At 56.4% G+C, this 26,796-nt stretch carries 18 protein-coding genes and 1 pseudogene; 7 read left to right on the forward strand and 12 right to left on the reverse strand.

Annotated features, from left to right (window positions below; genetic code table 11):
* Positions 1-550 precede the first annotated feature (550 nt).
* From tnpA to tnpC, 3 genes are all read left to right on the forward strand, one after another.
* Complete coding sequence (gene tnpA / locus J3P89_RS24695) at positions 551-883, forward strand: IS66-like element accessory protein TnpA (RefSeq protein ID WP_434694657.1); 333 nt, start codon at positions 551-553, stop codon at positions 881-883.
* The gene (tnpB, locus tag J3P89_RS24700) at positions 880-1,215 is read left to right on the forward strand and encodes an IS66 family insertion sequence element accessory protein TnpB (protein ID WP_017279403.1); all 336 of its coding nucleotides are present in this window, start codon (positions 880-882) and stop codon (positions 1,213-1,215) included. Before tnpA ends, tnpB begins: the two co-directional genes overlap by 4 nt.
* 83 nt (positions 1,216-1,298) lie before the next feature.
* Positions 1,299-2,825: an IS66 family transposase gene (gene tnpC, locus J3P89_RS24705; RefSeq protein WP_434694656.1), complete on the forward strand. Its 1,527-nt coding sequence runs from the start codon at positions 1,299-1,301 to the stop codon at positions 2,823-2,825.
* A gap of 127 nt (positions 2,826-2,952) precedes the next feature.
* Here the strand turns inward: tnpC and J3P89_RS24710 are convergent, their stop codons facing one another.
* Genes J3P89_RS24710 through J3P89_RS24740 form a run of 7 tightly spaced genes read right to left on the reverse strand, consistent with a single transcriptional unit; the run spans position 2,953 to position 11,444 of the window.
* On the reverse strand, positions 2,953-3,390 hold the full coding sequence (locus J3P89_RS24710; RefSeq protein ID WP_434695921.1) for a LasR-specific antiactivator QslA: 438 nt from the start codon (positions 3,388-3,390) through the stop codon (positions 2,953-2,955).
* Positions 3,371-4,087, reverse strand: coding sequence for a M48 family metallopeptidase (locus J3P89_RS24715; protein WP_434695922.1), 717 nt, complete (start codon positions 4,085-4,087; stop codon positions 3,371-3,373). The genes J3P89_RS24710 and J3P89_RS24715 overlap by 20 nt, the downstream gene beginning before the upstream one ends.
* Positions 4,087-7,203: a type I restriction endonuclease subunit R gene (locus tag J3P89_RS24720; RefSeq protein ID WP_434695923.1), complete on the reverse strand. Its 3,117-nt coding sequence runs from the start codon at positions 7,201-7,203 to the stop codon at positions 4,087-4,089. The genes J3P89_RS24715 and J3P89_RS24720 overlap by 1 nt, the downstream gene beginning before the upstream one ends.
* The gene (locus J3P89_RS24725) at positions 7,200-7,502 is read right to left on the reverse strand and encodes a winged helix-turn-helix transcriptional regulator (protein WP_434695924.1); all 303 of its coding nucleotides are present in this window, start codon (positions 7,500-7,502) and stop codon (positions 7,200-7,202) included. The genes J3P89_RS24720 and J3P89_RS24725 overlap by 4 nt, the downstream gene beginning before the upstream one ends.
* Entirely contained in the window at positions 7,502-7,822 is a 321-nt protein-coding gene (locus tag J3P89_RS24730; protein ID WP_434695925.1) for an AlbA family DNA-binding domain-containing protein, read from the reverse strand. Before J3P89_RS24730 ends, J3P89_RS24725 begins: the two co-directional genes overlap by 1 nt.
* Positions 7,819-9,045 carry a restriction endonuclease subunit S gene (locus J3P89_RS24735; RefSeq protein ID WP_434695926.1) on the reverse strand — a complete coding sequence of 409 codons (1,227 nt, stop codon included), beginning with the start codon at positions 9,043-9,045 and terminating at the stop codon, positions 7,819-7,821. Before J3P89_RS24735 ends, J3P89_RS24730 begins: the two co-directional genes overlap by 4 nt.
* A complete protein-coding gene (locus tag J3P89_RS24740; protein ID WP_434695927.1) occupies positions 9,042-11,444 on the reverse strand; it encodes a type I restriction-modification system subunit M in 2,403 nt (800 codons plus the stop codon). Before J3P89_RS24740 ends, J3P89_RS24735 begins: the two co-directional genes overlap by 4 nt.
* Before the next feature lie 160 nt (positions 11,445-11,604).
* Between J3P89_RS24740 and J3P89_RS24745 the strand changes: the two genes are divergently transcribed.
* Positions 11,605-13,509 carry a DUF6119 family protein gene (locus tag J3P89_RS24745; RefSeq protein WP_434695928.1) on the forward strand — a complete coding sequence of 635 codons (1,905 nt, stop codon included), beginning with the start codon at positions 11,605-11,607 and terminating at the stop codon, positions 13,507-13,509.
* 334 nt (positions 13,510-13,843) lie between these two features.
* Positions 13,844-13,981: pseudogene (locus J3P89_RS24750) on the forward strand (integrase); the annotation flags it as partial.
* A 38-nt stretch (positions 13,982-14,019) separates the two neighbouring features.
* Here J3P89_RS24750 and J3P89_RS24755 read toward each other — a convergent pair.
* A complete protein-coding gene (locus tag J3P89_RS24755) occupies positions 14,020-15,492 on the reverse strand; it encodes an FAD-dependent oxidoreductase (RefSeq protein WP_434695929.1) in 1,473 nt (490 codons plus the stop codon).
* A 49-nt stretch (positions 15,493-15,541) separates the two neighbouring features.
* Here J3P89_RS24755 and J3P89_RS24760 point away from each other — a divergent pair, with 49 nt between their 5' ends.
* Positions 15,542-16,027 (forward strand): MarR family winged helix-turn-helix transcriptional regulator, encoded by a 486-nt coding sequence (locus tag J3P89_RS24760; RefSeq protein WP_434626251.1) that lies wholly within the window; start codon positions 15,542-15,544, stop codon positions 16,025-16,027.
* A 57-nt stretch (positions 16,028-16,084) separates the two neighbouring features.
* On the opposite strand, the gene J3P89_RS24765 is transcribed toward J3P89_RS24760, so the two are convergent.
* Together J3P89_RS24765 and J3P89_RS24770 are read right to left on the reverse strand one after the other, a co-directional pair.
* Entirely contained in the window at positions 16,085-17,014 is a 930-nt protein-coding gene (locus tag J3P89_RS24765) for an AraC family transcriptional regulator N-terminal domain-containing protein (RefSeq protein ID WP_434695931.1), read from the reverse strand.
* Positions 17,015-17,037: 23 nt separating this feature from the next.
* Positions 17,038-17,871, reverse strand: a complete 834-nt coding sequence (locus tag J3P89_RS24770; RefSeq protein WP_434695932.1) for an oxidoreductase — start codon at positions 17,869-17,871, stop codon at positions 17,038-17,040.
* A 376-nt stretch (positions 17,872-18,247) separates the two neighbouring features.
* On the opposite strand from J3P89_RS24770, the gene J3P89_RS24775 reads away from it, so the two are divergent.
* Positions 18,248-18,424, forward strand: coding sequence for a hypothetical protein (locus J3P89_RS24775; protein ID WP_434569872.1), 177 nt, complete (start codon positions 18,248-18,250; stop codon positions 18,422-18,424).
* 229 nt (positions 18,425-18,653) lie between these two features.
* Here the strand turns inward: J3P89_RS24775 and J3P89_RS24780 are convergent, their stop codons facing one another.
* Together J3P89_RS24780 and J3P89_RS24785 are read right to left on the reverse strand one after the other, a co-directional pair.
* Complete coding sequence (locus J3P89_RS24780; protein WP_434602755.1) at positions 18,654-19,016, reverse strand: hypothetical protein; 363 nt, start codon at positions 19,014-19,016, stop codon at positions 18,654-18,656.
* Complete coding sequence (locus J3P89_RS24785) at positions 19,013-26,788, reverse strand: DUF637 domain-containing protein (RefSeq protein ID WP_434695933.1); 7,776 nt, start codon at positions 26,786-26,788, stop codon at positions 19,013-19,015. Before J3P89_RS24785 ends, J3P89_RS24780 begins: the two co-directional genes overlap by 4 nt.
* Positions 26,789-26,796: the final 8 nt, after the last annotated feature.

The following is a 26,796-nucleotide window of genomic DNA, read 5'->3' on the forward strand; positions in this document are numbered from 1 at the left end:
TCATCATCTGCCGCAGTGGACAGATCAGTCGAGTAGGCATCCATCACTCTTGGGGAGTGACCGTGCGAGCCGCCGGATGCTAATCGCACTTTGGGAGAACCACCACACAAGTGGCGTAGCCTTGAAGGTTCTGGCTACCTGGGCAGGTGCTGTCAACGACAGCGATCCGTGCGCCAATTTTTATACCCACTCGAAAAGGCGGTCAAGCGTCACCGCCAATGCGTTCAGAAAGTGGCGACTGTCGCCACGTCTGTCGCCAAGCTCCAGGTCACGTTCTACGTGGGTTGTCGCCGGCGTCGCCGCTGTCACCACACCTACATCCACGCCCAACGAAAGATGCGCATGTACAGTGAAATGATACTGCGCTCGATAGAAATCGGGGGGGGGATTACTGACGGGTGAAAGCAAGCGTGGCGTTGTTCAAATTTGAAAATGGGCAGGTGGAACGTAACCGTCCGGGCAACACACCTTCCTAACACCGTCGCTTGAGGCGATGGTGTCCACCTAAATTTAAGTGGACACCATTTTTAGCCTTTTTAAGCGGACGCCTATGCCACAAGAACGCCGTTCCTATTCAAAGTCCTTCAAGGCCCAGGTCATCGCCGAATGCGCTCAGCCTGACACCTCGATCGCCAATGTCGCGTTGACCCACAATCTCAACGCCAACCTCGTCCATAAATGGATACGCGTGCATGCGCAGAAAAACCTGACACTTCAAACCGCCTTCATCCCGGTCAAGACACCGCCGCCGGTGCCGATGCATCAGGCCCTTCCTGCCACGATCCGAATCGAAGTGCCGCATTCAAAAGGCGTAGTCGTGGTGAGTTGGCCGGCAGAAAATGCAGCGGCGTGTTCTGCTTTCCTGCGAGACCTGCTGCGATGATCCGCATCGACTCCATCTGGCTCGCCACCGAGCCCATGGACATGCGCGCCGGCACTGAAACTGCGCTGGCGCGGGTCGTGGCGGTGTTCGGTGCGGCGAAGCCGCACTGTGCTTATCTGTTTGCCAACCGTCGTGCCAATCGCATGAAAGTGCTGGTGCATGATGGCTTGGGGATTTGGCTTGCAGCCCGGCGCTTGAATCAAGGACGTTTCTTTTGGCCGGGCGTGCGGCACGGCTCTGAAGTCGAGTTGGATGCAGAGCAACTTCAAGCCTTGGTGCTCGGCTTACCTTGGCAACGCGTCGGTTCCGGAGGAGCTATCACGGTGCTCTAACTTGTCTGCCATAGTGCGCTTGCCAGCGCAATTGGCCCATCAGTCTATCGCCGCCACTAGCCCTCTCTGGCAAAATCGGCTGCATGACTTCGCATCCGAATCTCGATCAATTAAACCCTGAAGAATTGCGTGCCTTGGCGGCGCAGTTGATCCAGCGCGTCGAGACGATGGACAAGCAAATCACTCATCACAAGTCGGTCAACGAGAAATTGGCCCACGAGATCGCGCTGCTCAAACGCTTCAAATTTGCCAAGCGCAGCGAGCAGTTGAGCCCGGATCAAGCCAGCCTGCTCGACGACTTGATCGATACGGATATCGCCGCTATCGAAGCCGAACTTGAGGCGCTGCAACCGGCACCTGTCGAAGCCAAAGTGCGCCAGCAACCCAAGCGCGCACCGCTGCCACCGCAGTTTCCTCGCACACTGATCCATCACGAACCGGACAACAGCCACTGCCAGTGCGGCTGCGCCCTCAAGCGCATCGGCGAAGACGCCAGCGAAAAGCTCGACTACACGCCCGGCGTGTTCACCGTCGAGCGCCACATCCGTGGAAAGTGGGCCTGCGAACAGTGCGAAACGCTGATCCAGGCGCCGGTACCGGCGCACGTCATCGACAAAGGCGTCCCGACCGCAGGCCTGCTGGCCCACATCATGGTGGCCAAGTTCGCCGACCATCTGCCGCTGTATCGCCAAGAGAAAATCTTTGGCCGCGCCGGGCTGCCCATCGCCCGTTCGACCTTGGCGCAGTGGGTGGGCAACTGCGGCGTGCAACTTCAACCGCTGGTTGATGCGCTGCGCGAAGCCGTGCTGACGCACGGCGTCGTTCACGCCGACGAGACGCCGGTACAAATGCTGACGCCTGGCGCGAAAAAAACTCACCGCGCTTACGTCTGGGCCTATGCCACCAGTCAGTTCTCCGACCTAGCGGCGGTCGTTTACGACTTCAGCCCGAGCCGCGCTGGCGAACATGCCCGAGCCTTCTTGGGCAGTTGGAACGGCAAGCTGGTCTGCGATGACTTTGCCGGCTACAAGGCAGGCTTTGAACTGGGCGTTACAGAAATCGGCTGCATGGCCCATGCACGCCGAAAGTTCTTCGATTTGCACGCGACCAACAAGAGCCAGGTCGCCGAAAAAGCGCTGCACTACATCGCGGCATTGTACGAAGTTGAACGAGAAGTCCGAGAGCTGGAGCTGAGTGATCGGCAGCGAATACGGCAGGAAAAAGCGGCGCCAATCGCCGACGCACTTCATACCTGGATGATCGCCCAAAGACAGCTTGTGCCTGAGGGTTCGGCCATCGCCAAGGCGCTGGATTACAGCCTCAAACGCTGGGTAGCGCTGACGCGCTATCTCGATGACGGTGCTGTGCCCATCGATAATAACTGGTGCGAGAATCAAATCCGGCCGTGGGCTCTTGGGCGCTCGAACTGGCTGTTCGCGGGCTCGTTACGCAGCGGTAAACGTGCGGCGGCGATCATGAGTTTGATCCAGTCGGTGCGGCTCAACGGGCATGATCCGTATGCTTACTTGAAGGATGTTCTTACACGCCTGCCGACGCAGCGGGCGAGTGAGATTACCGCGCTGTTGCCACACAGGTGGACGCCCGTTTAATCACACAAGGTGTGTTGGGCGGACGCTTACGGTGGAACAAGGTCGCTGCGATAAAAAGCAAGTGAACCCTCCGATCGGCGCGATCAAAGATCGCTTGATCGGAGGGTTTGGCGGGAAAAACGAAGTCTCAAACCTCAGTTACAAACTCATGCATCAAAGCTGGTTGATTGGGAAGGGGGGCCTCGCGCCGCATGATCAGCGTCTGCTGCAACCGCAGCAGAAAGCCTGCTTCAAATGCTTCTTGGGGATCTCGCGCCATCTGCCACCACAGCGGTAATGATGAGTCATCTAGCCAGGCCTCAGCGCACCTAACGCCGCACTCAATCAGCGAGCGGAACTCATTGCCCCATAGTGTTCGGATACCGGGACAGCCTTCAGCAGAGGGAATAGAGAACTCACCACCAGACCAACGTGGGAGCGGATGGAGCATGACCCAAATGATACTGGAGCTAACGTCGTCTGCACCAGTTGGCTCCGGCCTGAGTATTACCCTGACGTGTAAAGGCTCACTCAAGGTAGAACTTGCTAACCCTATTTCAAATATTTCAGTGATCCCACTCTTCATGCCGGACCGGTAAACGGTTCAACTCGTCTTTGATATGCCGCCAGTAGGGCATGAGTTTATCCATCAGAGCTAGAAACCGGGCGTTGTGAGTAGGTTCGATCAGGTGCACCAGCTCATGTACCAGAATATACTCCAAACACTCCGGCGGTTTTTTCGCCAGCTCAGTGTTCAGCCGAATATTACCGGTGCTCGGCTTGCATCCCCCCCAGCGGGTTTTCATGCGTTGTACCAAGATACGTCGAACGTTAACCCCTATCAAAGGCTGCCACTTGCCCAGCAGCACGGGCAGCTTCGCCCGCAACTGCTCGCGATACCAGCGTTCCAGCAACGCCTCACGCCAAGCTTCGTCACTATCAGGACGTATCTGCAACACCAGCGTGGAATGCTTTAGCTCGACAACTGGCGCTGCATTTACCTCAATAATCTCCAACAAATAGCGCCTCCCCCACACCTGATGGCTTTCGCGATTCAGGTACTCACGTTGCGTCTCGCGGGGTTGGGCACGCATTTGCCGCTGCTGCGCCTTAATCCAGCTCAGCCGAGAAATAGCGAACGCTCGCAGAGCATCCAGGCCCATGTGCAGAGGGGCAGATATATGCACCCGCCCCTCGGGCGGATAGACATAGAGGTGCGCGTGCTTATTGTTCTTTCTCTGAACCTCGACACGGATATCACCAAGGTCAATATGCTCGGACATCAATATTCCTGCTGAGCAAATATGATTTGAAACAGACGATCGACCTCTTCCTCATCGTCCAAAACCTTGTACATAGCCTGCTTGATCATCATCTCCTTCGCCTGTATGCCGCGCCAACCATCAGGTCGTGCCTGTTTAACGGCTTTGTCTATCTTCAACGCTAGATCCAAATAAGCGTTCTCACTCGACTGACCATAGGGCATTGCCGGCTCGCCCACCGAGTTCTTTGGCGTCAGGTTGTTGTAGAGCGCCAGCTTGCCAGGAGTGTTCAGCACTTGCGGTGTGCCCTTCACCTTGCCTGCTTGCACTTTGATCGCTAGCTCACCAATACGCTTGAGGTACTCTTCGTATTCGATGGCCTTTTCCTTACGCTGCTTGATGATTTCATCAAGCAGCGCCGACATTTTTGCGAAGTAAGCCGGGTCGGTCAGGTTTTCCTTGATGATCTTGCTGCGAACGTTGTTCTCAATCGTTTCGGCTACCGCTCCCTGATTGCCTTTCATCTCACCCAATTTCTCGGCAATGGCCTGGCCAATACCCGTCGTCACGATCAAGTCCAGCAACCCTATATTGTCAAAGGGGGAAATTTTGCGCGATTCGCTGGCCTCAATATAGGTATCGATCAAATGCCGCATGTCCGCTTCAAACGGCTTGATGTCGAGCGTCTCTCCGCTGGCCATTCGGATGATTTCGCGCAGCATCAGGTATCGATCACGCTTGCGCTTGATCTCTCCAATCTGCGCCAAGCTGTAACCTGCCGCTTCCATCTCATCAGCCAAATTCGCATACGCGCGCAACAGCATAACTACGGCCCTGTAAAGGCCTACTCGCTGTGGTTCGCGGTTTTGCAGATCATCTGCTATCTCGGTATTGCCGCAGAAATATTGAATATGTGCCAACTCATCCTTAGGTGGAGCTACCGGCTCACACAACAGTGCCAGCGCTTCCAATGCATCGTCCAGCCGTTCCTTGCCCTGCGTCAAACGATCGTGCAACAGCACTTCTGGATCTACCCCGCCAGCGCTGTGATCCAGCTCTGAGGTGTAGACCGCAATGGCATTCTCAACACTCTTGAACAAGTCCTTATAGTCGACAACATAGCCAAACTCTTTGTCCTCGCCATCCAGTCGATTGGTGCGGCAGATGGCTTGAAACAGGCCATGGTCATGCATCGATTTGTCGATATACAGATAACTGCACGGTGGCGCGTCAAAGCCGGTGAGCAATTTGTCCACCACCACCAAGAGCCTCATGTTGGCCGGCTCCTTGATAAACAGCGCCTTGGCCCGTTCTTCATAGGTTTCAGTTTTAGACATGCCAGGCTTTGCCTGTACACCCTCCAGCAGATCCATGTAGGTGCTGTAGATAAACTGCTTGTCGGTTTCAGTATTGGCGCCGGTTTCTTCCAGCGTCACATCCTTGGCTAGCGGGTTGTAGGACGTGATGATTGCGCACTTGCTCTTGAACAATGACTTCTGGAACAGCGTGAAGTACTTGCAGGCCTCATAGATGCTGGAGGCAACAAAAATAGCGTTGCCGCGCAGGCTGGACAGACGCGGCTTGGTACTGAAGTCGAAGATGATATCCGCCACCACGCGGTCCATACGCGTCTTGGAGCTGAGCACATTCTGCATGGTGCCCCACTTCTGCTTCAGTTCATCCTTCTGCCACTTGTTCAATGCCTTGGTGCTGTTCTCAAACCACTGATCAATTTTCTCTGAAGACCCCAGCCTGGTGTCAATGTCACGGGCTTCGTAGAGCAGGTCCAGCACCACCCCATCTTCCACCGCCTCACTAAACTTGTAGGTATGAATGTAACCACCAAACACTTCCAGGCTGGTGGCCTTGTCCTTTTTGAGCAGCGGCGTACCGGTGAAGCCTATGAACACCGCATTGGGCATCAACGCCTTCATCACTCGATTGAGCCGACCGCCCTGAGTCCGGTGGCACTCATCGACAAACACAAACAGCTCGCCCATGGTCTGGCTGGGTTGGGCCTGCAATTCCTTGATAAAGGCATCGAAGGCCTTGTCATCTTTACCTTTGGTAGAGCCGCCAAATTTATGGACCAGCGAGCACAGCAGACGTGGGCTTGGCTGGCTGAGCTGGCGCATAAGCTCCTGGCCACTGCCCGTACGGCAAATGGTTTCGCCAGCATCGCGGAACACCCTTTCAATTTGCTTATCCAGCTCGTCACGGTCGGTGATTATGGCCACGCGGGCGTGTGGGTTGTTCTCCAAAATCCACTTGGCCAGCAACACCATTAAAATGCTTTTACCTGCGCCCTGAGTGTGCCAAATAATACCGCCCTGGCGCTGCTTCACATGCCCCTGCGCAGCCTTGATGCCGAAGTACTGGTGCACTCGCGGCAGCTTTTTCACACCGCCGTCAAACAGCACAAAATCGTGCATCAGCTCGATCAGCCGGGCCTTTTCGCACATTTTTAGCAGGTACTTGTCCAGCTTGTAGTGGCTGTTATCGGATTCATCTTCCTTCCAGGTCAGGAAATACTTTTCCTGAGTGCCGGTGGTACCGTAGCGCAGACCTTCAGAGTCATTGCCGGCAAAGACAAACTGCACCGTACTGAAGAACCATTCATTGAATTCAGGCTGCTGGTTGGACAAGCTCTGGCGCATACCGTCACCAATGCTAATGCGGCTGTTCTTCAGCTCCAGTACACCAATAGCGATACCGTTCACATAGAGCACGATATCCGGCCGACGCTCCAGGCTGCCCTTGAGCGTAACCTCCTCGGCAATAGCAAAATCATTTTTCAGCGGCTCAACCCAGTTGATCAGATGCACCGTCTCGGTCACCTTGCCGACTTCGGTTTTCACCGGCACACCGTAGCGCAGCAACTGATAAACAGCTTGATTGGTGCCATACAGCGTGCGGTCGGATTTGTTGGCCTCAGTGGTGAGCTTGTGCAGCACGGCATTGATTTGCGCTTGGTTATAACCCGCTCCGCCCAAGTAAGGACTGAGTAATCCCTCTTCGATATTGCTGTTGTTGGCGCGCTCTGCCCAGTCGCCGAGATGCCTATAACCTAATGCATCAACAAACAACTTAGCCACACGGTTTTGTGTCACGCGTTCTGCTTTGCCGATATCGGTCATTTGAGTATTTCCCAGCGTCCATTCTTGGTTGGGCCAACATGCCGGATCACCCCGGCCGCTCGCAGCTTGTTTAGAGGATATTTGATCTCATCAGCACTCAGACCGAGTTGCGTTGCCAACTCGCGCCTGGTTGTCGTCGGCTGCTGACGTAATAGAGCCAGAATTTTTCCCTGTGCCGTTTTCGAGCTGGTTTCTTGGGTAACCAGCGGTGGCTCCGTCGGGGTTTCCTCCAAATCCAGTCTTACTTCTTCGCCCAGGGCCTCGGCAAGTTGCCCCGGATCGGCTCGAAAGGTAATCATCAACCCCGACAGGCTACTATCAAAAAACGGAACTCGCCTTTGTAGCTTACCGGGCTTGGGTATGCCGGCACCACAATCTCCAGCAGTGCCTTGCCAGCTTCCTCGCGCAGGTTCACATCTACCATGATCCCCAGCACGTCGCGCACCTTGTTCGGGATCTCCTCCAGCCGGCGTACCACGTCGGCCACTCCCATCGGTTCGCCGGCATCGCTGCGGTCAATCTCCAGCACGCCACCCTCAGCATTGGCGAAACCGCATATCCACTTTAGATACACGTCACGGCACGCGGCCTTCCGTTCCCGCTGCTGGTGTTCACTCATACCAATCGAATCCTTCCAGTGAGGAGTTCCTGCATCATGCCTTGTTTGAGGCGGTGAGCTTTCTGGAGTTTGGTTTCTAGGGTAGTAAGTTCGGCGTCAATAGCGGAGAGAATAGATGCGATAGCCGTTTGCTCTTTTTCGTCTGGCACCTGCACCTCATAAACTACCAACTGCGACTTACTTATTTCCAAGAAGGTACTCCCACCGCATAGAGAGATAAATTTTTGTTTCTGTGCTGACAACAAGTAATAAAGAAATTCGAAGCTAACTCCATCGAACGGAATAAAATTCTTGAAGCCTTGATTCGTGCATAGCGGCCGCAGATTGATCGCGCACTCGCCTATCGTTGCCCGTGAAGTCATAATAATCGAGTTTTCTGGAATCAACTCTGACGAACTTACGTGTAACCCAAGCAAAGTGATTTTCCGACTTGTATCCGAAAGATACTTATGGCCATTCAATCGTGTAATATCGGTGGGAGTGCACCATAAAATATCACCATCCCAGTATTCCGATTGAGAAGTACTGGGTGTCCCACCACTGCGAATATCCGCTAGCTGATTAAGCCTCTTTGTTTCCCATTCAGCACTGAACCCCGGAAGGCGGCGCAGGCCAGTGAGCAATTCTCGCATCGTGCCTTGCTTGATCTCACGTTTTTTGGTGAGCAGTTTTTCCAACGATTCGATCAGCTCATCCGTATCGCTCAAAGCTGCGGCAATAGCTTTTTGTTCAGGAAGCGGAGGAACTGGAATTTTCAATGCCTTGAATGTAGGCATGTAAATGGTATTGTGGATACTACCTGCCATGAGCGTTTTCCAAGTACGCCCCATGCCGCGAAAAAGGTAAACCAAAAAAATGTTATGCAAATCCGAACCACAAATATAATTTGCAAAATCTTGGCTAGTAGCCATAGATGAGGCCATAACTGAAGTTTTCCCTACAGTCGCAGTACGCGAAAAAACAACAGTCCCAGCAGGTAGGAGCCTCGCCGAAGAATTATTCAGTCCCTCCTCTGTTATGGTTTTTTCGGTAGTAGATATCTCATTCCTTGATAGCCCCTTACTATCAAACAAGGAAACCCAATTGATACCACCACCCCAATAATCCGAGCGGCGCTTGCTCGGTGTATGGCCACTCTCTAGACGAGCAACCTTTGTGATTGGTAAATAACGCCAATCTTCTGGAATAACTCCCACGTCAGTTTGTTTGTAACCAGGCTTCATACAAACCCCATCATTTTCAGATGCTCGGCCACCTTGGCTTCCAACTCGCTAATGCGACAGGTCAATTGCGGCAACGGAGTTTCATAACGTTCAGCCAGTTCCTTCACACGTAGGGTCAGGGTCTGACTAACACGATCCATCTCACCGCTAATGGAGGTCTTCAAGGTACCCAGCCACTTGTCATCCACGGCCAATTGCTTGATTTCCACCTCAGTCAGGAGCGGGTACTTGGCATACGCCTTTTCGTCCAGATCAGCCTCTAGCTCTTTAAGCAGCTTTTTCAGCGCAGTTTCCTGGGCTGCCAGCGCTTGCCATTGCTTAAGCACGGCCAATTCCTCGGCAGCTTCCTTACCGACGTCTTTTATGCGCTCTTTTACGGTGGCGGCGTTGATCTTCTCGAGATCAGCGAATATGCCTTCCTCGCCGCTGTGTTCCTCCTCCAACTCTGCCTGGGCAACATTGGTCGCCTCAAGGTCGGTACAAACTTGGTCGATCTTCGCCTGCTCAGCTCCGAAGTAGCGGGCGACGATCAGAGTTTTAGGCAACAGATCACAGGCCCAGCCTTTGTCCTTTTCCTTGCCCTTCTTGTCCTTCTCAATAACGCGGTAAGTCACGGCCTTCCAGCCGTCAGCAGCAATCAGGTAGGCGTCGTCCTGCATCACGCTGGCCCAGTAATCCATCAGATGCTGGTAAACGTCATAGGCGTCGATCAGCGGCTGGTTCTGATAGTGCAGCAGCAGGCTTTCAGCAACTTCATGGATCAGTTGCTTGGGATGGAAGCCCAGTTGCAGAGCCTTGAGGGTTTTCGTCGCAGGTACACGCCAATCATCAAAATGTGTGGCCATACCGGCAATAAAATCGACGAATTGCGGATGTCCAAAAATGCAGGATTTAATCTCGGCTTTGCCCACGGTCAAATCAAAGTAACCGGGGCGGTTGGCGCTAAACAACGCAGCCTTGAGCTGGGGGCATACAGCCCAATAACCGGCTAGCGCCTCGATATCAGAGGCCGGAATCCCACCTTTGAGATGGCCTTCGATGTCTTGCTTGTCTTCAGCTTGGGTGCTGTCGATGTAGCGCGGCAGGTTGAGATTAAAGTCGTTCTTTTCGATTTCCTCAAAACTCACCATACGAGCGTAACGTGGCTCACTGTCGTCCTGACGGGCGAAAGCATCGACGATTTTATGAACATCTTGCTCACGCAGGCGGTTCTTCGGACCGTCCTTGATGAAACCAGCACTGGCGTCGAGCATAAAGATGCCTTTGCGCCCCGTCGCATGTTCCTTGTCGATAACAATAATGCAGGCAGGGATACTGGTACCGTAGAACAAGTTGGCCGGCAGGCCGATGATGCCTTTGATGTAGCCGTGACGGATCAACTTACGGCGGATTTCGGCCTCGGCATTACCGCGAAACAGTACGCCGTGCGGCAAGATGCAGGCGGCCTTGCCCTCACTTTTTAGTGATCGGATGATATGCAGCAAGTAGGCGTAGTCACCCTGTTTGGCTGGAGGCGCACCAAAGGTTTCGAAGCGGTTGTAAGGATCATTCAGTGGGTCCAGCCCAGTGCTCCAACGTTTATCTGAAAAAGGTGGGTTCGCCACAACGTAGTCGAAGTTCTTGAGCAGGTCATAATTACCCGCTTTAAGCGTGAAAGCAGGGCTGGTTAGAGTATTCCCCTGGGCAATTAGCGCCGCGGGATTGTCGTGCAAAATCATGTTCATACGCGCCAACCCACTGGTGGCCGAGTCCTTTTCCTGACCATAAAGGGTCACAGGCGTTCCGGCTTCGTCGGCAACCTTGAGCAGAAGCGAACCCGAGCCGCAAGTCGGGTCATAGACGCTGGTGTCGCTGCTGGTTTTCGCCTGCCCGATACCGATGATTTTGGCGATGACCTTGCTCACCTCGGCCGGGGTATAAAACTGGCCCTTGCTCTTGCCCGAATCCTTGGCGAAGTGCTGCATAAGAAATTCGTACGCATCCCCCAAAATGTCATCGTGAGCCGCACGGTTCTTTGAGAAGTCGAGCGCTGGATTCTCAAAGATAGTGATCAGGTTAGTGAGACGCTCGACCTTTTCCTTATCGGTGCCGAGCTTGTTGCTATCGTCGAAATCCGGCAAATCGGACAGCTTGTTAGCACTGGCCAGAGGCGCCATGATCTTCTTGTTGATCTGATCGCCAATATCCGGCTTGCCTTTAAGCTCAACCATGTCGGCAAAGCTGGCACCCTTTGGGATGGTAATCGGGGCAAAGGGCTGGCCTGCGTACTTGTCACTGACGTACTTAATGAACAACAGCACAAGGACATAGTCCTTGTATTGGCTCGGGTCCATGCTGCCGCGCAACTCGTCGCAGGAAGACCATAAAGACGAGTAGAGCTCTGATTTTTTGATGGCCATGAGTGATGAGATTTCCGTAGCTTTCTGAACCACCAGGCCTGGCCTGATGGCATATCATTCGTCATTTTTGCTGAAGTAATTGCAGCCACTGCCGCATGAGTGTCGCTGCAAAGCGGGTGAGCTTTTCCCGGAGTGATTGGATTCAAACTGCCAGCTCAGAATGGGCACCATTCTATACATTTTTCATCCCGCCGGGATCGGGACCGCCGTTTCGCTCAAGGTCGAGAGCTGGCAGGAAGACAACACGTGGACCAGCATTGCAATTTGCCATTACGACCATCAGAATCTGGAAATCCGCAAGATACCTGCATTGGCGCCTAAGTGGAGATCTAAGATGGCACGGAACGCTGTTAACTCGATCACCGTCAGGCTACTCAAGCCTAAAAAAAATCCAGCTGATGCAATCAGTGCTGCTTATGGGCCAGGTGGCGCGCGCGAGCTAAAAGGTCAGGACTGGGATGGTGACGGTGAAGGCGTCCTTTACTATGGCCAAGTCTACGACACCGTACCTGAATGGCTGAGCCTCCTTCAGGGCTTTGTCAGCGATCCGTTCGACGCGCTGCATTCAAGTGGTTCAGCGGCGATTTTGTTCTTGAGCGTAGAGCAGAGGTGGATGGCGCTGTGCTTTGGATACGCACACATCACCTTGAACGACGATGCATTCGTGCATCAATTCGGACTGAAGGTTGCCTTAAATACTGTAAGAAGGGGAAGCCTTCTGAGTCTCGACTTAGCGACTCCGGATGCAGTCACGTTTCAGCGGCGGGTTCAGGCCAGTAGGCTTTCCGATTTTAGCCAATTCGGGGTAGACACCCTGCGAGACCTCGCAAGGGTTGCAGGAGGCAAGCCCGAAGACGACGCCTTCGCCAAATTCGTCGCAGGAAAAGATGCTCTCAGTCTGGACACTCCGCTAACGCCATCGCAATTCCACAGCAAATGCGTAGAGATCTTGAGTGCCTTCAAATCTAAGACGTATAAGAAAGACTATGCGTGGTTTGACAACGTCAAAGTTGAGGCAAATCCATCTCGACTTAGGCGCTTGGACAGACTCCTCTTCCAGGAAATCCAAGCAATCCGGAGCGGATCAAAGAGCCTGCTACATATGTCCCCTCCGGAAATCCAAAACTACGTTGAGGGAACCTCCCTTCAATATTCGGGTTTCAATAGCCGCAAGCCTGAATTCACCAAGCTTTCAATCGAGGATTATGCCGCAGAGCTTAATCGAATGGGTTGCACGCACACGATCCAGGAGATAAAAGCGTCTCACAAAATCCGCACCGAAAACCTGAACACCGGCGCCATTGAGCCCGGCTGGAAGGTTTATGATTGCCTCAATTGGGAGGCGACCCTGTCGACACCAGCGCCTACAAACTACGTATTGTTCGCAGGCAAGTGGTACAAAATTTCGAAAAAGTTCAAGGACAGGGTCGATGAGCACTTTGACAGCATTGAAGACATCGTAATCATCGGACCGACCCACTGCCTAAATGAAGAAGAGCTAATCGTAGATCTGTTAAAAAACCGGTCTGATCTGGTCAAGCTTGATCGTACAAAAATCAATCCGGAAGGTGTTGTCGCCGCCAACCTGGAACCCTGTGATTTTTATTCAAACGATAAATACTTCATTCATCTTAAAGATGGAGAGTCGTCTGGGCCGATCAGTCACTTATGGATGCAGGGTGTTGTCAGCGCCGAGGCTTTTGTTGCCGACAGCGAGTTTCGCCGAAAGCTAAAAGACACGGTCACGGCAACGAAAGGCGGATCTGCCTTCGTCGGAACCCTTCCGGACGGGCGCAAGCGTGAAGTGGATCGGGGCGAATACACCGTTGTTTATGGAATCATGCGTCATAGGTATGTTGACGGCACTATCGGCATACCATTTTTCAGTAAAGTCAGCTTAATGGCCGCCAGTGATAGGCTGAAACGCACCGGTATGAATATCCGTAAGGAAATCATCGAGAAACTGACTCCCAAGCCTCCGGCGAAAAGTGCCAAACCAAAAAAGCCTGCAATCAAGGCCAAAAAGCCGATCTCTGGCCCCCAGAAGCGCCCTGCTAAACCTTAACCCCCTTAACTATTGGTCTTGCTCTTGCCAAAATTGGCGACAAAATTAAATTCAATTTTTTGGCACGGTATTCCAAATGGTATTCCAAGAGAAAACGAAAAAAAATATTAACCAAGTAAATCATAACGTTACGTAACCAGTTCAACTTACCCCGGCCCCAACTCAACGAAAAAAAGACGTCTGGGGACGTCTTTTTTGTGCCTGAAACCCAGCGAAATCAAGAGTCTCAGCGATTCTGAGGTTTTTTGGCATCCGCCGAGCTCTGACTCTTCAGGTATTCCAAGCCCGCCGGGACTAATTTCTGGAATACCAAACAGCGCCTGAGGTAGATCTCATCCCTGCTCCAGCCCTGCGCCGATCCGACCGACAACTGAAGGGAGCCAAACCGGAGTCCAAGGATTACGTCCTCACAGATGACGACGGGTTGCAGCTCCGCGTACGCAGCAACGGCCAAGCAATCATCTATTTTCATCCGAAATCAGACCATAATCAGGAAACGCTGAAGTCCTCTTAGTTGTAGCGAGCCAGATAGCCGTCCAATGCAACCACCTGATCTTTCGTGAAGAACCCCGCCAGATAGCCATCCGGCCTGACCAACACGGCGGAGCCTTCAGCGAGGCCGTAAAACTGGGCGAATTGACCCAGATAATCTTCGATTTCCGAGCCGGGCCCGATGCCGTGGATATGCAAGCCCGCGCTTGGCGCGAAGTTCGAGGGACCATTGGCTAACAAGGTCCAATGTGTGCCCTTGAACAGGTTGAACAAGCGCGTTGGGCTGCCGCCTGCGCCTCGCATGACGGCATCAGGTGCACGATCGCCTGGCGCGAGCCAGCTGTCAGTGGCCTGCGACGGGAGCGATAGCGGCGAGTGGGGATAGCCGATATCCAACTGCTGGACCTCACGGGTCCGCCTGTTGTCCCCGGTCTTGAAGCCTGCAAGCAGGCGCGTGGACAGCCCGAGCACGTCTGCGGCCACCGGGCGGCGCTCTGCTTCGTATGTGTCCAGTAGAGCCTCTGGTGCGCCGGCCAATACGGCCGCCAGCTTCCAGCCCAAATTGTAAGCGTCCTGGACGCTGGTGTTGAGGCCTTGTCCACCGGTAGGCGGATGGACATGCGCCGCATCGCCGACCAGGAACACCGGGCCATCCCGGTAACGATCGGCAAGCCTGGCATTCATGCTGTAGATGGATGACCAGGCGACCGAATGGACCATGATGTCCGTGCGCCCCGTGTGCAGGGCAACGCGTTCGGTCAGCGCAGCCGCGCAGAGATCTATATCGCCCTCCAAGGGAACGGGGGCCTGGATCTGGAACAGGTCTGTGCCCGCCAACGGGCAGATAGCCAATGGGCCTGAGTTCCCACCATCAAACTGGTGCCACACGTCGCGCGGCAGTCCATCCAATATGACATCGGCCACGATTGCCCGTACGCCCAGGGTCTTGCCCGGAAAGCCAATCCCCAAGGTGTTGCGCACGAAGCTGCGCCCGCCATCGGCACCCACCAGGTATCGGGTATGGAGGGTCTGTTCTCCATCCGGGGTTGCGAGTACGGCTTTGACTCCGTCGGCGCTGACCAGCGTCCCGGTTAGCTCGACACCAAACTCTGGCGCATGCCCCAGTTCGATCAAGCGCTCGCGCAAGACTGCTTCGGTCTTGAATTGAGGAATCATCAAAGGCAGGCAATAGGGCTCGGCAGGTGTGGGCTCGGCAACGTTCGTCACGTCTTGGTCCACGTGACTGCCATCGGGCGCGTATTTGCGAATAGTCGGGTAGATACCGCCTGCGGCCATGATCCGGTCCAGGATCCCGAGATCTTCGAAGACCTCCTGGGTGCGGGGCTGAATGCCTTTGCCGCGCGAGCCCAAGAAGGGCGAGGAAAGCTTTTCGATGAGGGCAAAGCGCACCCCTCGCCGCGCCAGGTCAATCGCTAAGGTAAGGCCCGCGGCACCGGCACCACAAATCAGGACGTCAACGGGCTTACGCATATCACCTCTCCCAAGAATGTGTAAGATGCACATATCAGGAGGGCAGCTTATGACCGTCGAAAATAAAGTGCAAGATACACATATATCGGCGCAGATGAAGGATCTGCATCGGTCCTTGATCTCGATCGTGAGCGTGATGAACCGGCCTAGGAACGACGAGCGACTCATCGCGGAAGCTGGCGTACACCTGGACCAGGCGCTCTTTCGCCTGCTGGTGGTAATCGAGCGGGTGGGGCCGATTGGTGTCGTGGATCTGGCAGGTCGCCTAGGCAGGGACTATACGACCATCAGCCGTCAGGTCTCCAAGCTTGAACACATGGAGTTAGTGATCCGGCATGAGAACTCGGAAGATCGACGGATGCGCGAGGCGGTGGTGTCCGCGAAGGGCAAGGCGATCACCGACCAGATAGACCAAGCGCGCGAGCGCCTGGCACGAGGAATCTTTCAGGACTGGGCTGCCGAGGACATCACCGACCTGGTGCGTCTGATGCGTAAATTTGCCAAGGCCCTGGAACAGGGCACAGGGGCTGGTTAGCTCGGCAACTTTCGCGGGATCAGCCACCATGGAGCGGCCACAACAACCACCCCATCCCTAATGCGAAGAAACATACCCCGACGCCGCCACCCCCTCCGGCAACGCATAAGTCGCCCTCATCCATTCCACCTCGGCCTGCGGCGTCCGACCAAACATCCGCTTGAACTCGCGGCTGAATTGCGAGGCGCTTTCATAGCCGACACTGAACGCCGCCGTCGAGGCGTTCATGGTGTTGCGCAGCATCAATAATCGCGCCTGGTGCAGGCGGGTCGACTTCAGGTACTGCATGGGTGATGCGCCCGTCACGTTGCGAAAGTGCAGGTGAAAGTTGGGGACGCTCATGCCGGCTTCCTGGGCCAGGGTTTCGACGTCCAGATGCTCGTGATAGCAACTGTGGATCTTGCGTATCGCCCGGGTGATCTTGCCGAAATGTCCCCGGCGACTGAGGGCGGCGCGCATCGAGCCGCCCTGTTCGCCAGTCAGGATTCGATAGTAGATTTCCCGCATCAGAGAGGGGCCCAATATTTGCGCCTCGCCCGGACGGCTCATTGCCTCCAGGAAGCGCAGCGTCGAGGCGTGCAGCGGCTCATCCATGGGCGAGGCGTACATGCCTTTGGGCTGGGCGTCGCTGGGGCCGTGGGTTTCGTCCACTTGCAACATGAGTTCGCTGGCCAGTTGCAAGTCGAGGTGCATATAGACCGCCAACATGGGCTCCGCGGCGCTGGCGTCGGTCTCCATGGTGAATGGAACGGGGACAGACACCACCAGGTAATGCTGGGCGTCATAGACATAGACGTCATCGCCCAGATAACCGCGCTTGCGCCCCTGGCAGAGGATCACGATGCCGGGTTCATACAGCACCGGCGTACGCGTCAGGGGGCGGTTCGAACGCAGGAAGCGGACGTCGTCCAGCGCGCTGAGGTTGTAGCCCTCCGCCGGTGCGAGCTGTTCCATCAACTGCACCATGCGCGCAGCGGCCTGAGTCATCGACGTCCCCTTTTGCGGGCCGTTCAACTGTCGGTCGAACGGGTCAGCGCTTCCCATTGATCAATCTCACTGGCGGCACGACTCAGCTTCTCCCGCACCAGCTTCAGCGCATCACTGCCCAACAGCAAATGCGCGGGTGGCGTCTGGCTGGCGATGATCTGCAGCATGGCCTGCGCCGCTTTCCGCGGATCGCCCAGTTGTTTGCCGCTTTTCTCCACGCGCGCTTTACGTATCGGATCGAAACTGGCGTCGTAGTCGGCAATGCTCCGCGCCGTGCGCTGCATCGAACGGCCGGCCCAGTCGGTGCGAAACGAGCCGGGCGCGACGGCCGTCACGAAGATGTTGAACGGTAGCAGTTCCTTGCTCAGCGTATCGGAGAGACCTTCGAGGGCAAACTTGCTCGCGCAGTAATAGGAGATGCCCGGCATGGTAATCGTGCCGCCCATGGAAGTGATATTGAGGATATGACCGGCACGGCGCTGGCGAAAATACGGCACGAAGGCCTTGGTCACCGCCACCGCGCCAAACACGTTGACGTCGAACTGACGACGCATTTCCTCCAGTGGCGACTCTTCGAAGATGCCTTCGTGGCCATAGCCAGCATTATTGACCAGCACATCGACCGGGCCGTGGGCAGCCTCCGTCGCCGCCACAACGGCGTCGATTCGATCGAACTCGGTGACGTCCAGGATAACGCCATGGGCACGCTCGGTGGACAGCGACTCGAAGGCCTGCAACGCCGTCTTATTGCGCACGGTGCCGATGACACGGTGGCCTGCTGCAATTGCCTCTTGCGCGAGTGCGCTACCCAAGCCGCTGCTCACGCCGGTGATGAATAGGGTTTTGCGACTGGGCATGGTGAACTCCAATGGATGAACCGGTAGCCATGGTAGCGAGCGAAAAATGGCCCTCCTATGCCGGTTTGCCTTGGGGCATTGCCTATTCCTATCAGCGCGTCAGAGGCATCGCCGCCAGCGCCCTACCCTAGACTCACATGCCTCAGCCGAGGCTTCCGCGGGTATACTGGGCCCGCTTCACAAGCCCTGAAATCTCCCATCCAGTTCATGGATCGAATGAAAACATATCTTGCTGTTCCATTAGCAAGTACGAATTGAAATCTGACCCGAAAAAAAGATACATAGGATAACGAAGACACATCCTGTTTTATCGAAGAAGCCGTTGCCTCTTACTCATAAAACCTGGTCTGTACTATTTTTTTAACGGATTGATGTGATGTTCCCACGATATTTCCGCTGGATTTCAGCATTGGGTGTTCTCGCAGCTCTGGCGGCCTTCGTATTTTTCGGCCTCGGGGTGTTTACCGGTCAGGCGCCAGCGACGGATCTGATCAGACCCGTCATTGCCGTTATCGTGTTTGCTTGGGCTTTCACTCAGTCGACCAAGGCCTGAAAAAGCGGCAGACCACGTTTTTATCGCAGAAATTGGGTAGGAATGTGGTCTGTCCCTCACTCAAGCTTATTAGGGTCTTTCGACGATTAGTTATCTGCGCGCCAGTCGATTAGACCTTTACCATACTTAAGCTTATACAACATGAAATTGGAAAATCCGCCGACAACGTTTTAAAGCCATCAACCTCAGCGCTGATTTCCACAACCATCCCGCTTTTCGCCTGCACCAACTAGTCTGCGCCATAGTAGCGATAAAGATCCGCATCAGGCCAAAATTCATCATAGGCGGTTAATGTGCTTCGCAGGGCCTCACTACGAGGATCCTCCGAAGGATTCATCTTTGAAATTACAAATTCTTTAATTTCGTACCATTGAAGCTCACGCATGCAAAATGCCACAACTTCAAATGGCGAGCCCCCAGACATTAAAATCAACTTAAATCTCTCTATGAAATCTTCTTTATACTCCGGATTTTTTTTAACAAATTCCAAAATATTTAGTAAAGACGTCTCGTAGGAAATCTCTAGTTCTTCACCAAAGGCGGCCGCAGCCACATCACAAAGAATATCAAACTGTTTAATGACTTCATTCATTTAGGCACCCAGGCACCCTTTCTGGTGTCAGCAGGATCAGACACCCATACTTTTTCTATGTACTTACCTCCCACATCAAGCCCTTTTTTAGAAAATGCATTTTCTGCTGCGGCTTGAGCAGCGGGACCAGAGGGTTCATAGTGCCCTGATGTGTTATCAATATATTTAACATTGCCGTTCACAATTTTTACCTCTCCCGCAGCAATAACCGGCTTACCATTCGCGAGATCAATATGACCACCACCTACATCATTAAATTTTCGTCCTATTACTAACTGACCATCTTCAAGAACAATATAATTGTACTTTCCTGCGCCTTGAGTCAACTTCGTATCTGAGATAAGTGTTGGAACACCTGTTGGGTGGTCTGGAAACTGATTGGGAAAACTAGGCGTCGCTTGCTTTTCTACTGACCCCGCCGTTACTTTTGCTCCACCCCCTTTAACCCCCGAAACCAGTACCGAAGCCCCACTCCCATCAAGGTATTTCCCTGCGCCCTTGAGCAACGCTATTTCCATCGCGGCCTTGGCGGCCTCGGTTCCATAGTCGCGGAGGGGGTTTACGTCGCCTGGATAGGTTGCGCTGTCGAAGGACGCGAGTACCTTGCTTCCTTGCGTGTAATCGTAAGGAGCGAACAGCTGCCCGGTGGCCTGCCACCCATCGACAAACGACGCTGCGCCGCCCAGACCGGAGAACGCAGGTATAGCGCAACCGGCTCCGGTGATACAAGCGGGCGTGGAAAGTATCGCGCCGCCGAATCCTGCCGCGGCCCCTATCGCGCCGAGTACCGCGCGGCTTGCCTGGGACGACTGTCTGAGCTCCTTATCGTTTACCAGCAGGTCGTCATTGGCCTGGTCCCACTTCGAATATTCGTCATAGGCACCGGTTGCAATCAGCGCGCTTTGCGCACCTGAGAATCCCTTGCCGTCCGCCTCAAGCGCTTTGACCGCCTGGTAGTTTGGATCGTCCACCGGAACCGAGGCGGAACAATGAACCAGAGCACACGCAGCCGCTTTCAATTCATAAGATTTTTCAGGTGTTTCCTTTTGCAGTTTCTCAAGTGCAACGGTCTCTTTCTGGTGAAGCTGACGATTGTATTCGTCAGCCATCAACGCGACCCAAGAGGCTTTCTCGACATCACCGCCAGCAAGACCAGCGGCCGTCAAACCGACAACCTGAGAAACCGCTTGTCGCAGATCAGGCTGTGTATCGAAAATCGAATTAAGTTCTCCAGCCATGGCCTGGCTGGCACCCGCCGCGATGGCGCCGGTCTTGAAGTCGCCACCGGTAGCGCTGGAGATCGCTCCTCCCGCCAATGCGTGCATGGCAGTACGAGCGACGCCGCCTTCGGCCCACATGGTCATGCCTGTGGTATCGCCCGCATTCTTCGCGGTTTGCCAATGGTCCTGGGCATAACCACCGACAAAATTGAACGTTGTGGCCGCTGCGATGGTACTTGCCTGATAGACCAACCCATCACTGAGGTTCCGACCGAGGCTACCGCCATTGATGGCGGTCTTGATGATGCCTCCCGCAACACCCTGAGCCCCGGCATGCAGCGCAAAGCCACCCACGCCTTGAAGCGTATTTAAATCAAAACCCTTCGTGAGGTTATTGAACGGCACCGTATTGCCGCCGAGCGCGGGGTCGATGACGCCCTTGGTAAAACCGGCCGTGATCCCGGCGATTACGTAGTTTTTCAGGTTGTCTGACGAAAAGACGTCCTTGAAGGTCGCCCCCAGATCACCCTTGTTGTTGATCGTACTGACCGCCGTTTGCGCGACTGCTGCCGAAAAGCTCGCCGTTGCGGCGGCCGATGCAGCAGCGCCTACAGTCGCAGCCGTGGCAGCTGACGCACCTGCGGCAGTTGCCGCCCCAGCAGCAGCGCTGCCAGCACTGGCGCCGACTGTAGCGGCGGTTGCAGTACCCGCCGTCAGCACGGTAACGATGATAATGATCGCCAGCATCGCGCCCTGGCCCAGGCTCGAATGGCTGTATTTAAACGACTCGTGGGTTTCCTTTATCAGCCGCCAATCCACATCCCCTCGCTGCTCGGCCTCCTTGAGCCACGCCAACTTGGGATCAGCCTTGACCATGACATCGATGGTCTGGCTGACGGTTTTCTCGTTGATGTGCTTGATATCGATTTTCAAGCCATCGGCCGCTTTGATGGCCACATTCCCCTGAGCCTGCAATTGGCTTTGAATCAAGGTTTCGTCGGTGTGGCCTTTCCCCTTCATCGAGTTCCAAGCCAGACTTGAATCGCTCTTTGTATGGCTTTCCTGGCTCAGGTCCTTGACGCCCTCGAAGGTAATCGAACCGCCGCTCTGTAACGTCAGGTCATTGCCACTGTTCAGCTTGGCCGCCTGATAACGCTGGTCACTCCCGCTGAGCAATACCAGGTCACCGCCCGTGGTGATCTGGCTGCCCACATGCGTAACCTTGGTCACCTCATCCCGCTGAGTTTTCTTACTCCCCCACCCGCCTTTTTTCTTCATGTCGTACAGCGAATAGTGGCTGTTTTGCGCAGCCAGCAGCTCAAGCCTGCCACCTGCCACGAAATAGGCCTCGTTAGCAGCGTTGACCTTGCTGGAAATCAGCGCCAGGTCCTGCCCCGCACTCACGGCAACGTTGCGCCCCGCCTTGACCGTCGAAGCTACTTGGTTGACATGATCCTCTTGGCTGGTGACCTTCTTGCTCTTGCCGTAAGAGTGCTGTTCATCCGCAGCCGAGGCGATGGTCAGGTTTTCTTTGGCGGCGAGGGTGACGTCGCGCTTGGCGTCGATCTGGCTGGCGACGACGAGGAGGTTGCGGCCGGCGTTGGCGGTCAGGTCGCGGCCGCTGTCGAGGCTGGAGCCGTATTGCTTGATGTCCTGATCACGATGCCGGCCGCGAGTGCCGCTGGTGATGCGTTCGGCGGCGACGAGATTGACATCGCGCGAGGCATTGAGCGTGGTGTCGGTCCCGCTTTTCAGCACTGCGCCGACGTTGTTGATGTCACGCCCGGCACTGATGGTCAGGTTGTTTTCCGCTTCGATGCGGGCCGCGCTGTCGATGAAGTCGGTGCGTTCGGTGCGGTAGCCGCTGCTGCTTTCGTGAGTGGTGACGGTACGTTCGTTGATCACGTCGCCCGTGAGGGCAACGACACTGACGTCCCGCCCGGTAATGATGCCGCCGGCCCTGTTGGTGAGGTCCTTGCCGGCCAGCGCCTCGAGGCGACTTCCCGCTTCCAGCAAACCGCTGTTGACCAGGTTGTCGCCGGCCGCGACTCTCAGGTTGCTTGAGGCGCGCAAGGTCCCGGAGTTATTCAGGTTCTTACCAGCGATCAGGCTTACATCGGAGCCCTGGATCAACGCACCATTGGCCGCCAGCCGATGGTTGGCCTGGGCCAGATACAGCACCGGCACCAACACCTGCTGGTTGTTCACCGTCCGGGTTTCCATCCAGACGATGTCATGGGTCAGGGCCGCGATCTGTTCGGCGGTGAGGCTCACGCCCAACGACAATTTGAGCGCGTCCTTGCTGGCGATGGCGTTGTTCATCAGGTACTTGAACATGCCGTCATCGGAGGTCTGGCCGTCGAGGAAGCGCTGGCCGGTGCGGGCGATCACGGCTTGCTGGATCAGGCGTTGCTCGTAGAAACCGTCGCCCAGGCGCTTGGCGGCGGTGTCCGGGTCGTAGCCCAGATTTGTCAGCAGGTAGTCCGAGCTCATGAACCGGCGCAGGTCGGTCAGCGCCGGGTTGGTCTCGATCAGGTATTTTTGCGGGTTGGCCTGGAACGAACGGTCCGGCAGGCCACGCACTTGGGTCAGCCCCGCGCCTTGGGTCGGCGTGGCCGAGCCGTCGCCGCTCATGCGGAACAGTCCGTTTTGCCCGGTGGGCAAATCGAAGCCCGGCAAGGTGAGCGGATCGACCTGCTGCTGGGTCAGGTCCGGCGGCAGCTGCCGATTGACGTTGATGCGGGTCGAGAATGCAGTGTCCGCCTGGGTATCGGTACGCGGCCCGGCACCGACGTAGTTGTAGCCCCCGCGCACGATACTGTTGTCGGCGTTGCCCTGGGTGCGAACATCAACGGCACCACCGGCCTGGATGATCGCGGCATAGGTCTGGTTATCGGTGGTACTGGTCTGGGTGCGGAACTGGGGCAGCTCACGCTCGGTCATGCCGATGAAACGACTCATCGCCGCTTCAAGGCCGCCCAGGTCGTTGACGTTGTACCCCGGGCTCTGCAACCAGTACCTGTTGGTGAAATCATTCGCGGCGGCGCGCCAGCCACCCGGACTGCGCGTACGTTCGGACATAAAGGTGCGCGAGGTTTCGATCTCACCGGTCTCGATACCGATGTTGTCCAGGCTGACGAGGTTGGCGGTCAGTGCCCCGCCGACGCCAATGCTGCTGCTCCGATTGGTCAGGCTGTCGCCCTGGATATCCAGATTGCCGCCGGTGGTGATGCTGGAAGCGGCGCTGGCCGCGGTGACTTCGAACTTGTCACGCTGGACGATCTGCCAGACGTGGTTTTCCTTGCCGCCGCTGCAGTCACCGGCGTTGACGCCTTCGAGGCAGGCCACTTCCCTGATGGAGGCGGTGTAGATGCCGGCGTCATGGGAGGTCAATACCTCGCGGACGTTGTCGATGGTGCTGGCCGCCAGGCGCATGCTGCCGTCGCTTTGCAACGTACCGGAACTGTTGAGGATGCTGCGGGCGCGGGTGCCGAGGCCGTCGCGATCGATGCTCAGGTTGCCCAGGCTGTAGATGTCGGCGTAACGGTTGGTCAGGCTGTTTACCCGCAGGCGGGTATCGGCGCCGCTGAAAATCAATCCGTGCTCGTTGAGCAGGTCGCCGGTCGATACGCCGAGTCCGTCAGCACTGCCCAACGTGCCGTAGTTGTTGATGGTGGCGGCAGTGACGCTCATGTCCGCCGCCGAGGTCAGCCGACCGTAGCTGTTGAGAACGCCATCGACCACGACGGTTGTGCTGTCGCCGCCGGCAATACTGCCGCCCGCCTCCAGATTGATCAGCGCGGCCTTGAGCCCCAAGCTGCCGAGACTGCTCAGGCGGCCATTACCGGCATATTCGCCGGTCAGTTGCAGGTCGATGGCGCCATCGCTGCCGACCAGGCCGTCGACGCGCCAGTCGGTGCCACGGCCCACCATGCTATCGGTACTGAGCAACTGGCCCGTGGCGGTCTGAGTGAATTGGTCGACTTCAACGACCAGTTTCCCGGCCTGAATCGCGGTGCTGTTGGTCCAGCGATCAGCCTTCACGGTCAGATTGCCGTAAGTCACCAGGCGACCGCCGGCCTGCCCCAGGTTGGCCTGGCTGATGCCGAACAATCCCAGGCCCGTGTGCAACAACTCGCCACCCACGTTATGCAGGCTGCCGGTGTCCAGGCCCACATCCTGGCTGGCGGTTTCCAAAGTGCCGTCGCTGTTGTCGAACAGGCCGCCAATCTGGAATACCGTCGTGCTGGCCTTGCCCAAGGTGCGCAGTTGGCCCTTCTGGTTGCTCAGGCTGGCGGCCAGGATATCCAGGCTGTCCTGGCTTTCAATAATGCCGGCGTTATTGTTCAGAGCCCCCGAGAGATCGAGGTCGATGCGATTGGCGCTGACCTGTCCGCCGCTGCTGTTGTCCAGTGCGCGGCCAATGACTCGGAGGTTGCCAACGGCGTAGATCCCGCCGTTGCGGTTGTCGACATCCACACCGGCGTTATCGATCACCACATCGCCCGCTTGTGCGGCGATGCGCCCACCGTCGTTGAACAGCCCGGCCAAGGCCTTGATATACAGCCCCTGGGCCTGGATCGTGCCGCCCTGACGGTTCGCGTCATAACCGTTTCTCAGCACACCTGTGGCCCGCGCCTGGAGCGCGGCCTTGACGCTGGACAGTACGCCGCCACGGTTGTCCAGATTGTTTGCGAAGACATTCAGGTCGGCGTCCCGAGCGATGATGCTGCCGCCCTGGTTATCGATGTCGCCCGCCACATCCACGGTCACCAGCCCTTGGCCTTGCAGCGTGCCCTTGGCGTTGTCCAGGCGCCCGGCATCCAGTTCGATGCCGGCGGTACGGCTGGCGATCAGCCCGCCCTGGGCGTTGTCCACCTGGCCTGTCGCCGTGACCGACAACGTGTCGTTGGCGGCGACGGTGCCCTTGTCGCGGTTGCTCAGGCTGCCGGTGCGCACACTCATGGCGCCTTGGCTGGACAGCTCGCCGCCCTGGTTGTTGATCGCGCCCGTGTTGGTGATGTCGAGGTTTCTGCCGGCCATCACCAGGCCGGTCAGGTTGTCCAGGCTGCCGAGGATCAGGGTCGCGCTGTTCAGGCTGGAGAGTTCGCCCGAGTTGCTGTCCAGATGGCCCAGATGGGCGATCAGAGTCCCTTGGCTGTTGATCAGCCCGCCCTGGGCATTCAGGACCCGATTGGCGTTCAACTGCAGTTCGCTATTGCCGAGGATCCGGCCTTTGTTGCGGTTATCCACAACGTCGGCGGTGATCGTGGTCTTGCGCCCGCCACTAAGCGTGCCGCCCTGGTTGTTCAGCGCCGCGGTGGTCGTGACGGTCAGGTCGCGACTGGCGATGACCGTCTTGCCGGCGTTGTTCAGTTGCCTTGCCGTAAGGGTGACATCGCCCCCGGTATTTCGGCTGTTATCGGCGTTGACCCCGGCCTCGACAATACCGTTGTTGGTCAACGTGCCGCCGCTGTCCAGGCGGATGCTGTCGCGCGCCACCAGGTTTTTCTGGCTGGTCAGGTCACCCTGGGTGTTGGCCTCGAGTCGAGTGCCGGCGTACACCTGGCCACGGGTTTCCAGGCTTTTGGCGTGGATATCGACAGCCCCGGTCGCCGCTGTCTCGGCCAGGCTCAGACGGCCATCGGCATCAAGCTGGATATCACCACCACTGGCAACCATTTTGCCGTCCAGCTTCACACCGACGCCGGCCTCGGTGCCCACCAGTTTGATCGTGCCGGCGTACATGCCGCCCAGGGCCGAGGAATCGATGGCCAGCTCCGGTTGGGTGCTGCCGTCGTCGGCGCGAGCGGTAGCGTCGAGCGTGTCGGCGTTGACGTCGTTGCGCCCGGCAACGATGGTCAGATTCTTCGCCTGGATCTCGGCATTGATTCTGGCGCTGCGGGTGATGATTTCGAAGCGGTCGACGTTGTTGGCATTTAGGCCCGCGCCCTCAATGGCGACGCTGCCCTGGTCCACCTGATAGCGGCCCACCTGGCCGTTTTCGATGATCGGTTTGCCCGTGGTCAGGGTCGCCTTCGGCGTATTGATGAAACCGCAGCCGTTACAGGTGATGCCATAAGGGTTGGCGACGATGACGTGAGCCGACTGCCCCGCCACTTCGGTGTAGCCGCGCAACTGGCTGGGGCTGCCGCCGTTGACCTCGTTGAGGATAGTTTTGGCGGCCGTGCCCTGGAGGTTCGGGTTGCCGAGGATGACCCCGCCCAACTGCGTGGATTGGGCGGGTTTGGTGGCGTTGTTGAGGATCACGCCGTTGCTGCCGACGTTGTAATCCTTGAACTGGTTATGAGACAGGCCACTGCCATTGGGTTTGGCGATGTTGACGATCGGCACGCCATTGCCGGCCTGGCCGAGACTGGTGCCCGGAGCGCTGACGACGATGCCCTCGGCCTGGGCCCACAGCGGCTGCCAGAACATGACGTTGACCAACAGGAACGCCAGCCCACGCTTGGGCATGCCCCAGAAGGCGTCACGGGTTTTCAAGGCAGCGGAAGGCTGGCGGGCCAGGAAGGCGTATTGGCGGTCGTCCATGATCAAGG

It is taken from the genome of Pseudomonas sp. Z1-14, from assembly GCF_051132005.1.
GTDB lineage: Bacteria > Pseudomonadota > Gammaproteobacteria > Pseudomonadales > Pseudomonadaceae > Aquipseudomonas.

Bases quoted from the DNA above. Each gene is read 5' to 3' on its own strand.
- J3P89_RS24710 (WP_434695921.1), bottom strand. From the start codon at position 3,390: ATGAAGAGTGGGATCACTGAAATATTTGAAATAGGGTTAGCAAGTTCT.
- J3P89_RS24780 (WP_434602755.1), bottom strand. From the start codon at position 19,016: ATGAATGAAGTCATTAAACAGTTTGATATTCTTTGTGATGTGGCTGCG.
- J3P89_RS24770 (WP_434695932.1), bottom strand. From the start codon at position 17,871: ATGCCCAGTCGCAAAACCCTATTCATCACCGGCGTGAGCAGCGGCTTG.
- J3P89_RS24755 (WP_434695929.1), bottom strand. From the start codon at position 15,492: ATGCGTAAGCCCGTTGACGTCCTGATTTGTGGTGCCGGTGCCGCGGGC.
- J3P89_RS24715 (WP_434695922.1), bottom strand. From the start codon at position 4,087: ATGTCCGAGCATATTGACCTTGGTGATATCCGTGTCGAGGTTCAGAGA.
- tnpC (WP_434694656.1), top strand. From the start codon at position 1,299: ATGACTTCGCATCCGAATCTCGATCAATTAAACCCTGAAGAATTGCGT.
- J3P89_RS24720 (WP_434695923.1), bottom strand. From the start codon at position 7,203: ATGACCGATATCGGCAAAGCAGAACGCGTGACACAAAACCGTGTGGCT.
- tnpB (WP_017279403.1), top strand. From the start codon at position 880: ATGATCCGCATCGACTCCATCTGGCTCGCCACCGAGCCCATGGACATG.
- tnpA (WP_434694657.1), top strand. From the start codon at position 551: ATGCCACAAGAACGCCGTTCCTATTCAAAGTCCTTCAAGGCCCAGGTC.
- J3P89_RS24745 (WP_434695928.1), top strand. From the start codon at position 11,605: ATGGGCACCATTCTATACATTTTTCATCCCGCCGGGATCGGGACCGCC.
- J3P89_RS24775 (WP_434569872.1), top strand. From the start codon at position 18,248: ATGTTCCCACGATATTTCCGCTGGATTTCAGCATTGGGTGTTCTCGCA.
- J3P89_RS24785 (WP_434695933.1), bottom strand. From the start codon at position 26,788: ATGGACGACCGCCAATACGCCTTCCTGGCCCGCCAGCCTTCCGCTGCC.
- J3P89_RS24765 (WP_434695931.1), bottom strand. From the start codon at position 17,014: ATGACTCAGGCCGCTGCGCGCATGGTGCAGTTGATGGAACAGCTCGCA.
- J3P89_RS24735 (WP_434695926.1), bottom strand. From the start codon at position 9,045: ATGAAGCCTGGTTACAAACAAACTGACGTGGGAGTTATTCCAGAAGAT.
- J3P89_RS24760 (WP_434626251.1), top strand. From the start codon at position 15,542: ATGACCGTCGAAAATAAAGTGCAAGATACACATATATCGGCGCAGATG.
- J3P89_RS24740 (WP_434695927.1), bottom strand. From the start codon at position 11,444: ATGGCCATCAAAAAATCAGAGCTCTACTCGTCTTTATGGTCTTCCTGC.
- J3P89_RS24725 (WP_434695924.1), bottom strand. From the start codon at position 7,502: ATGATTACCTTTCGAGCCGATCCGGGGCAACTTGCCGAGGCCCTGGGC.
- J3P89_RS24730 (WP_434695925.1), bottom strand. From the start codon at position 7,822: ATGAGTGAACACCAGCAGCGGGAACGGAAGGCCGCGTGCCGTGACGTG.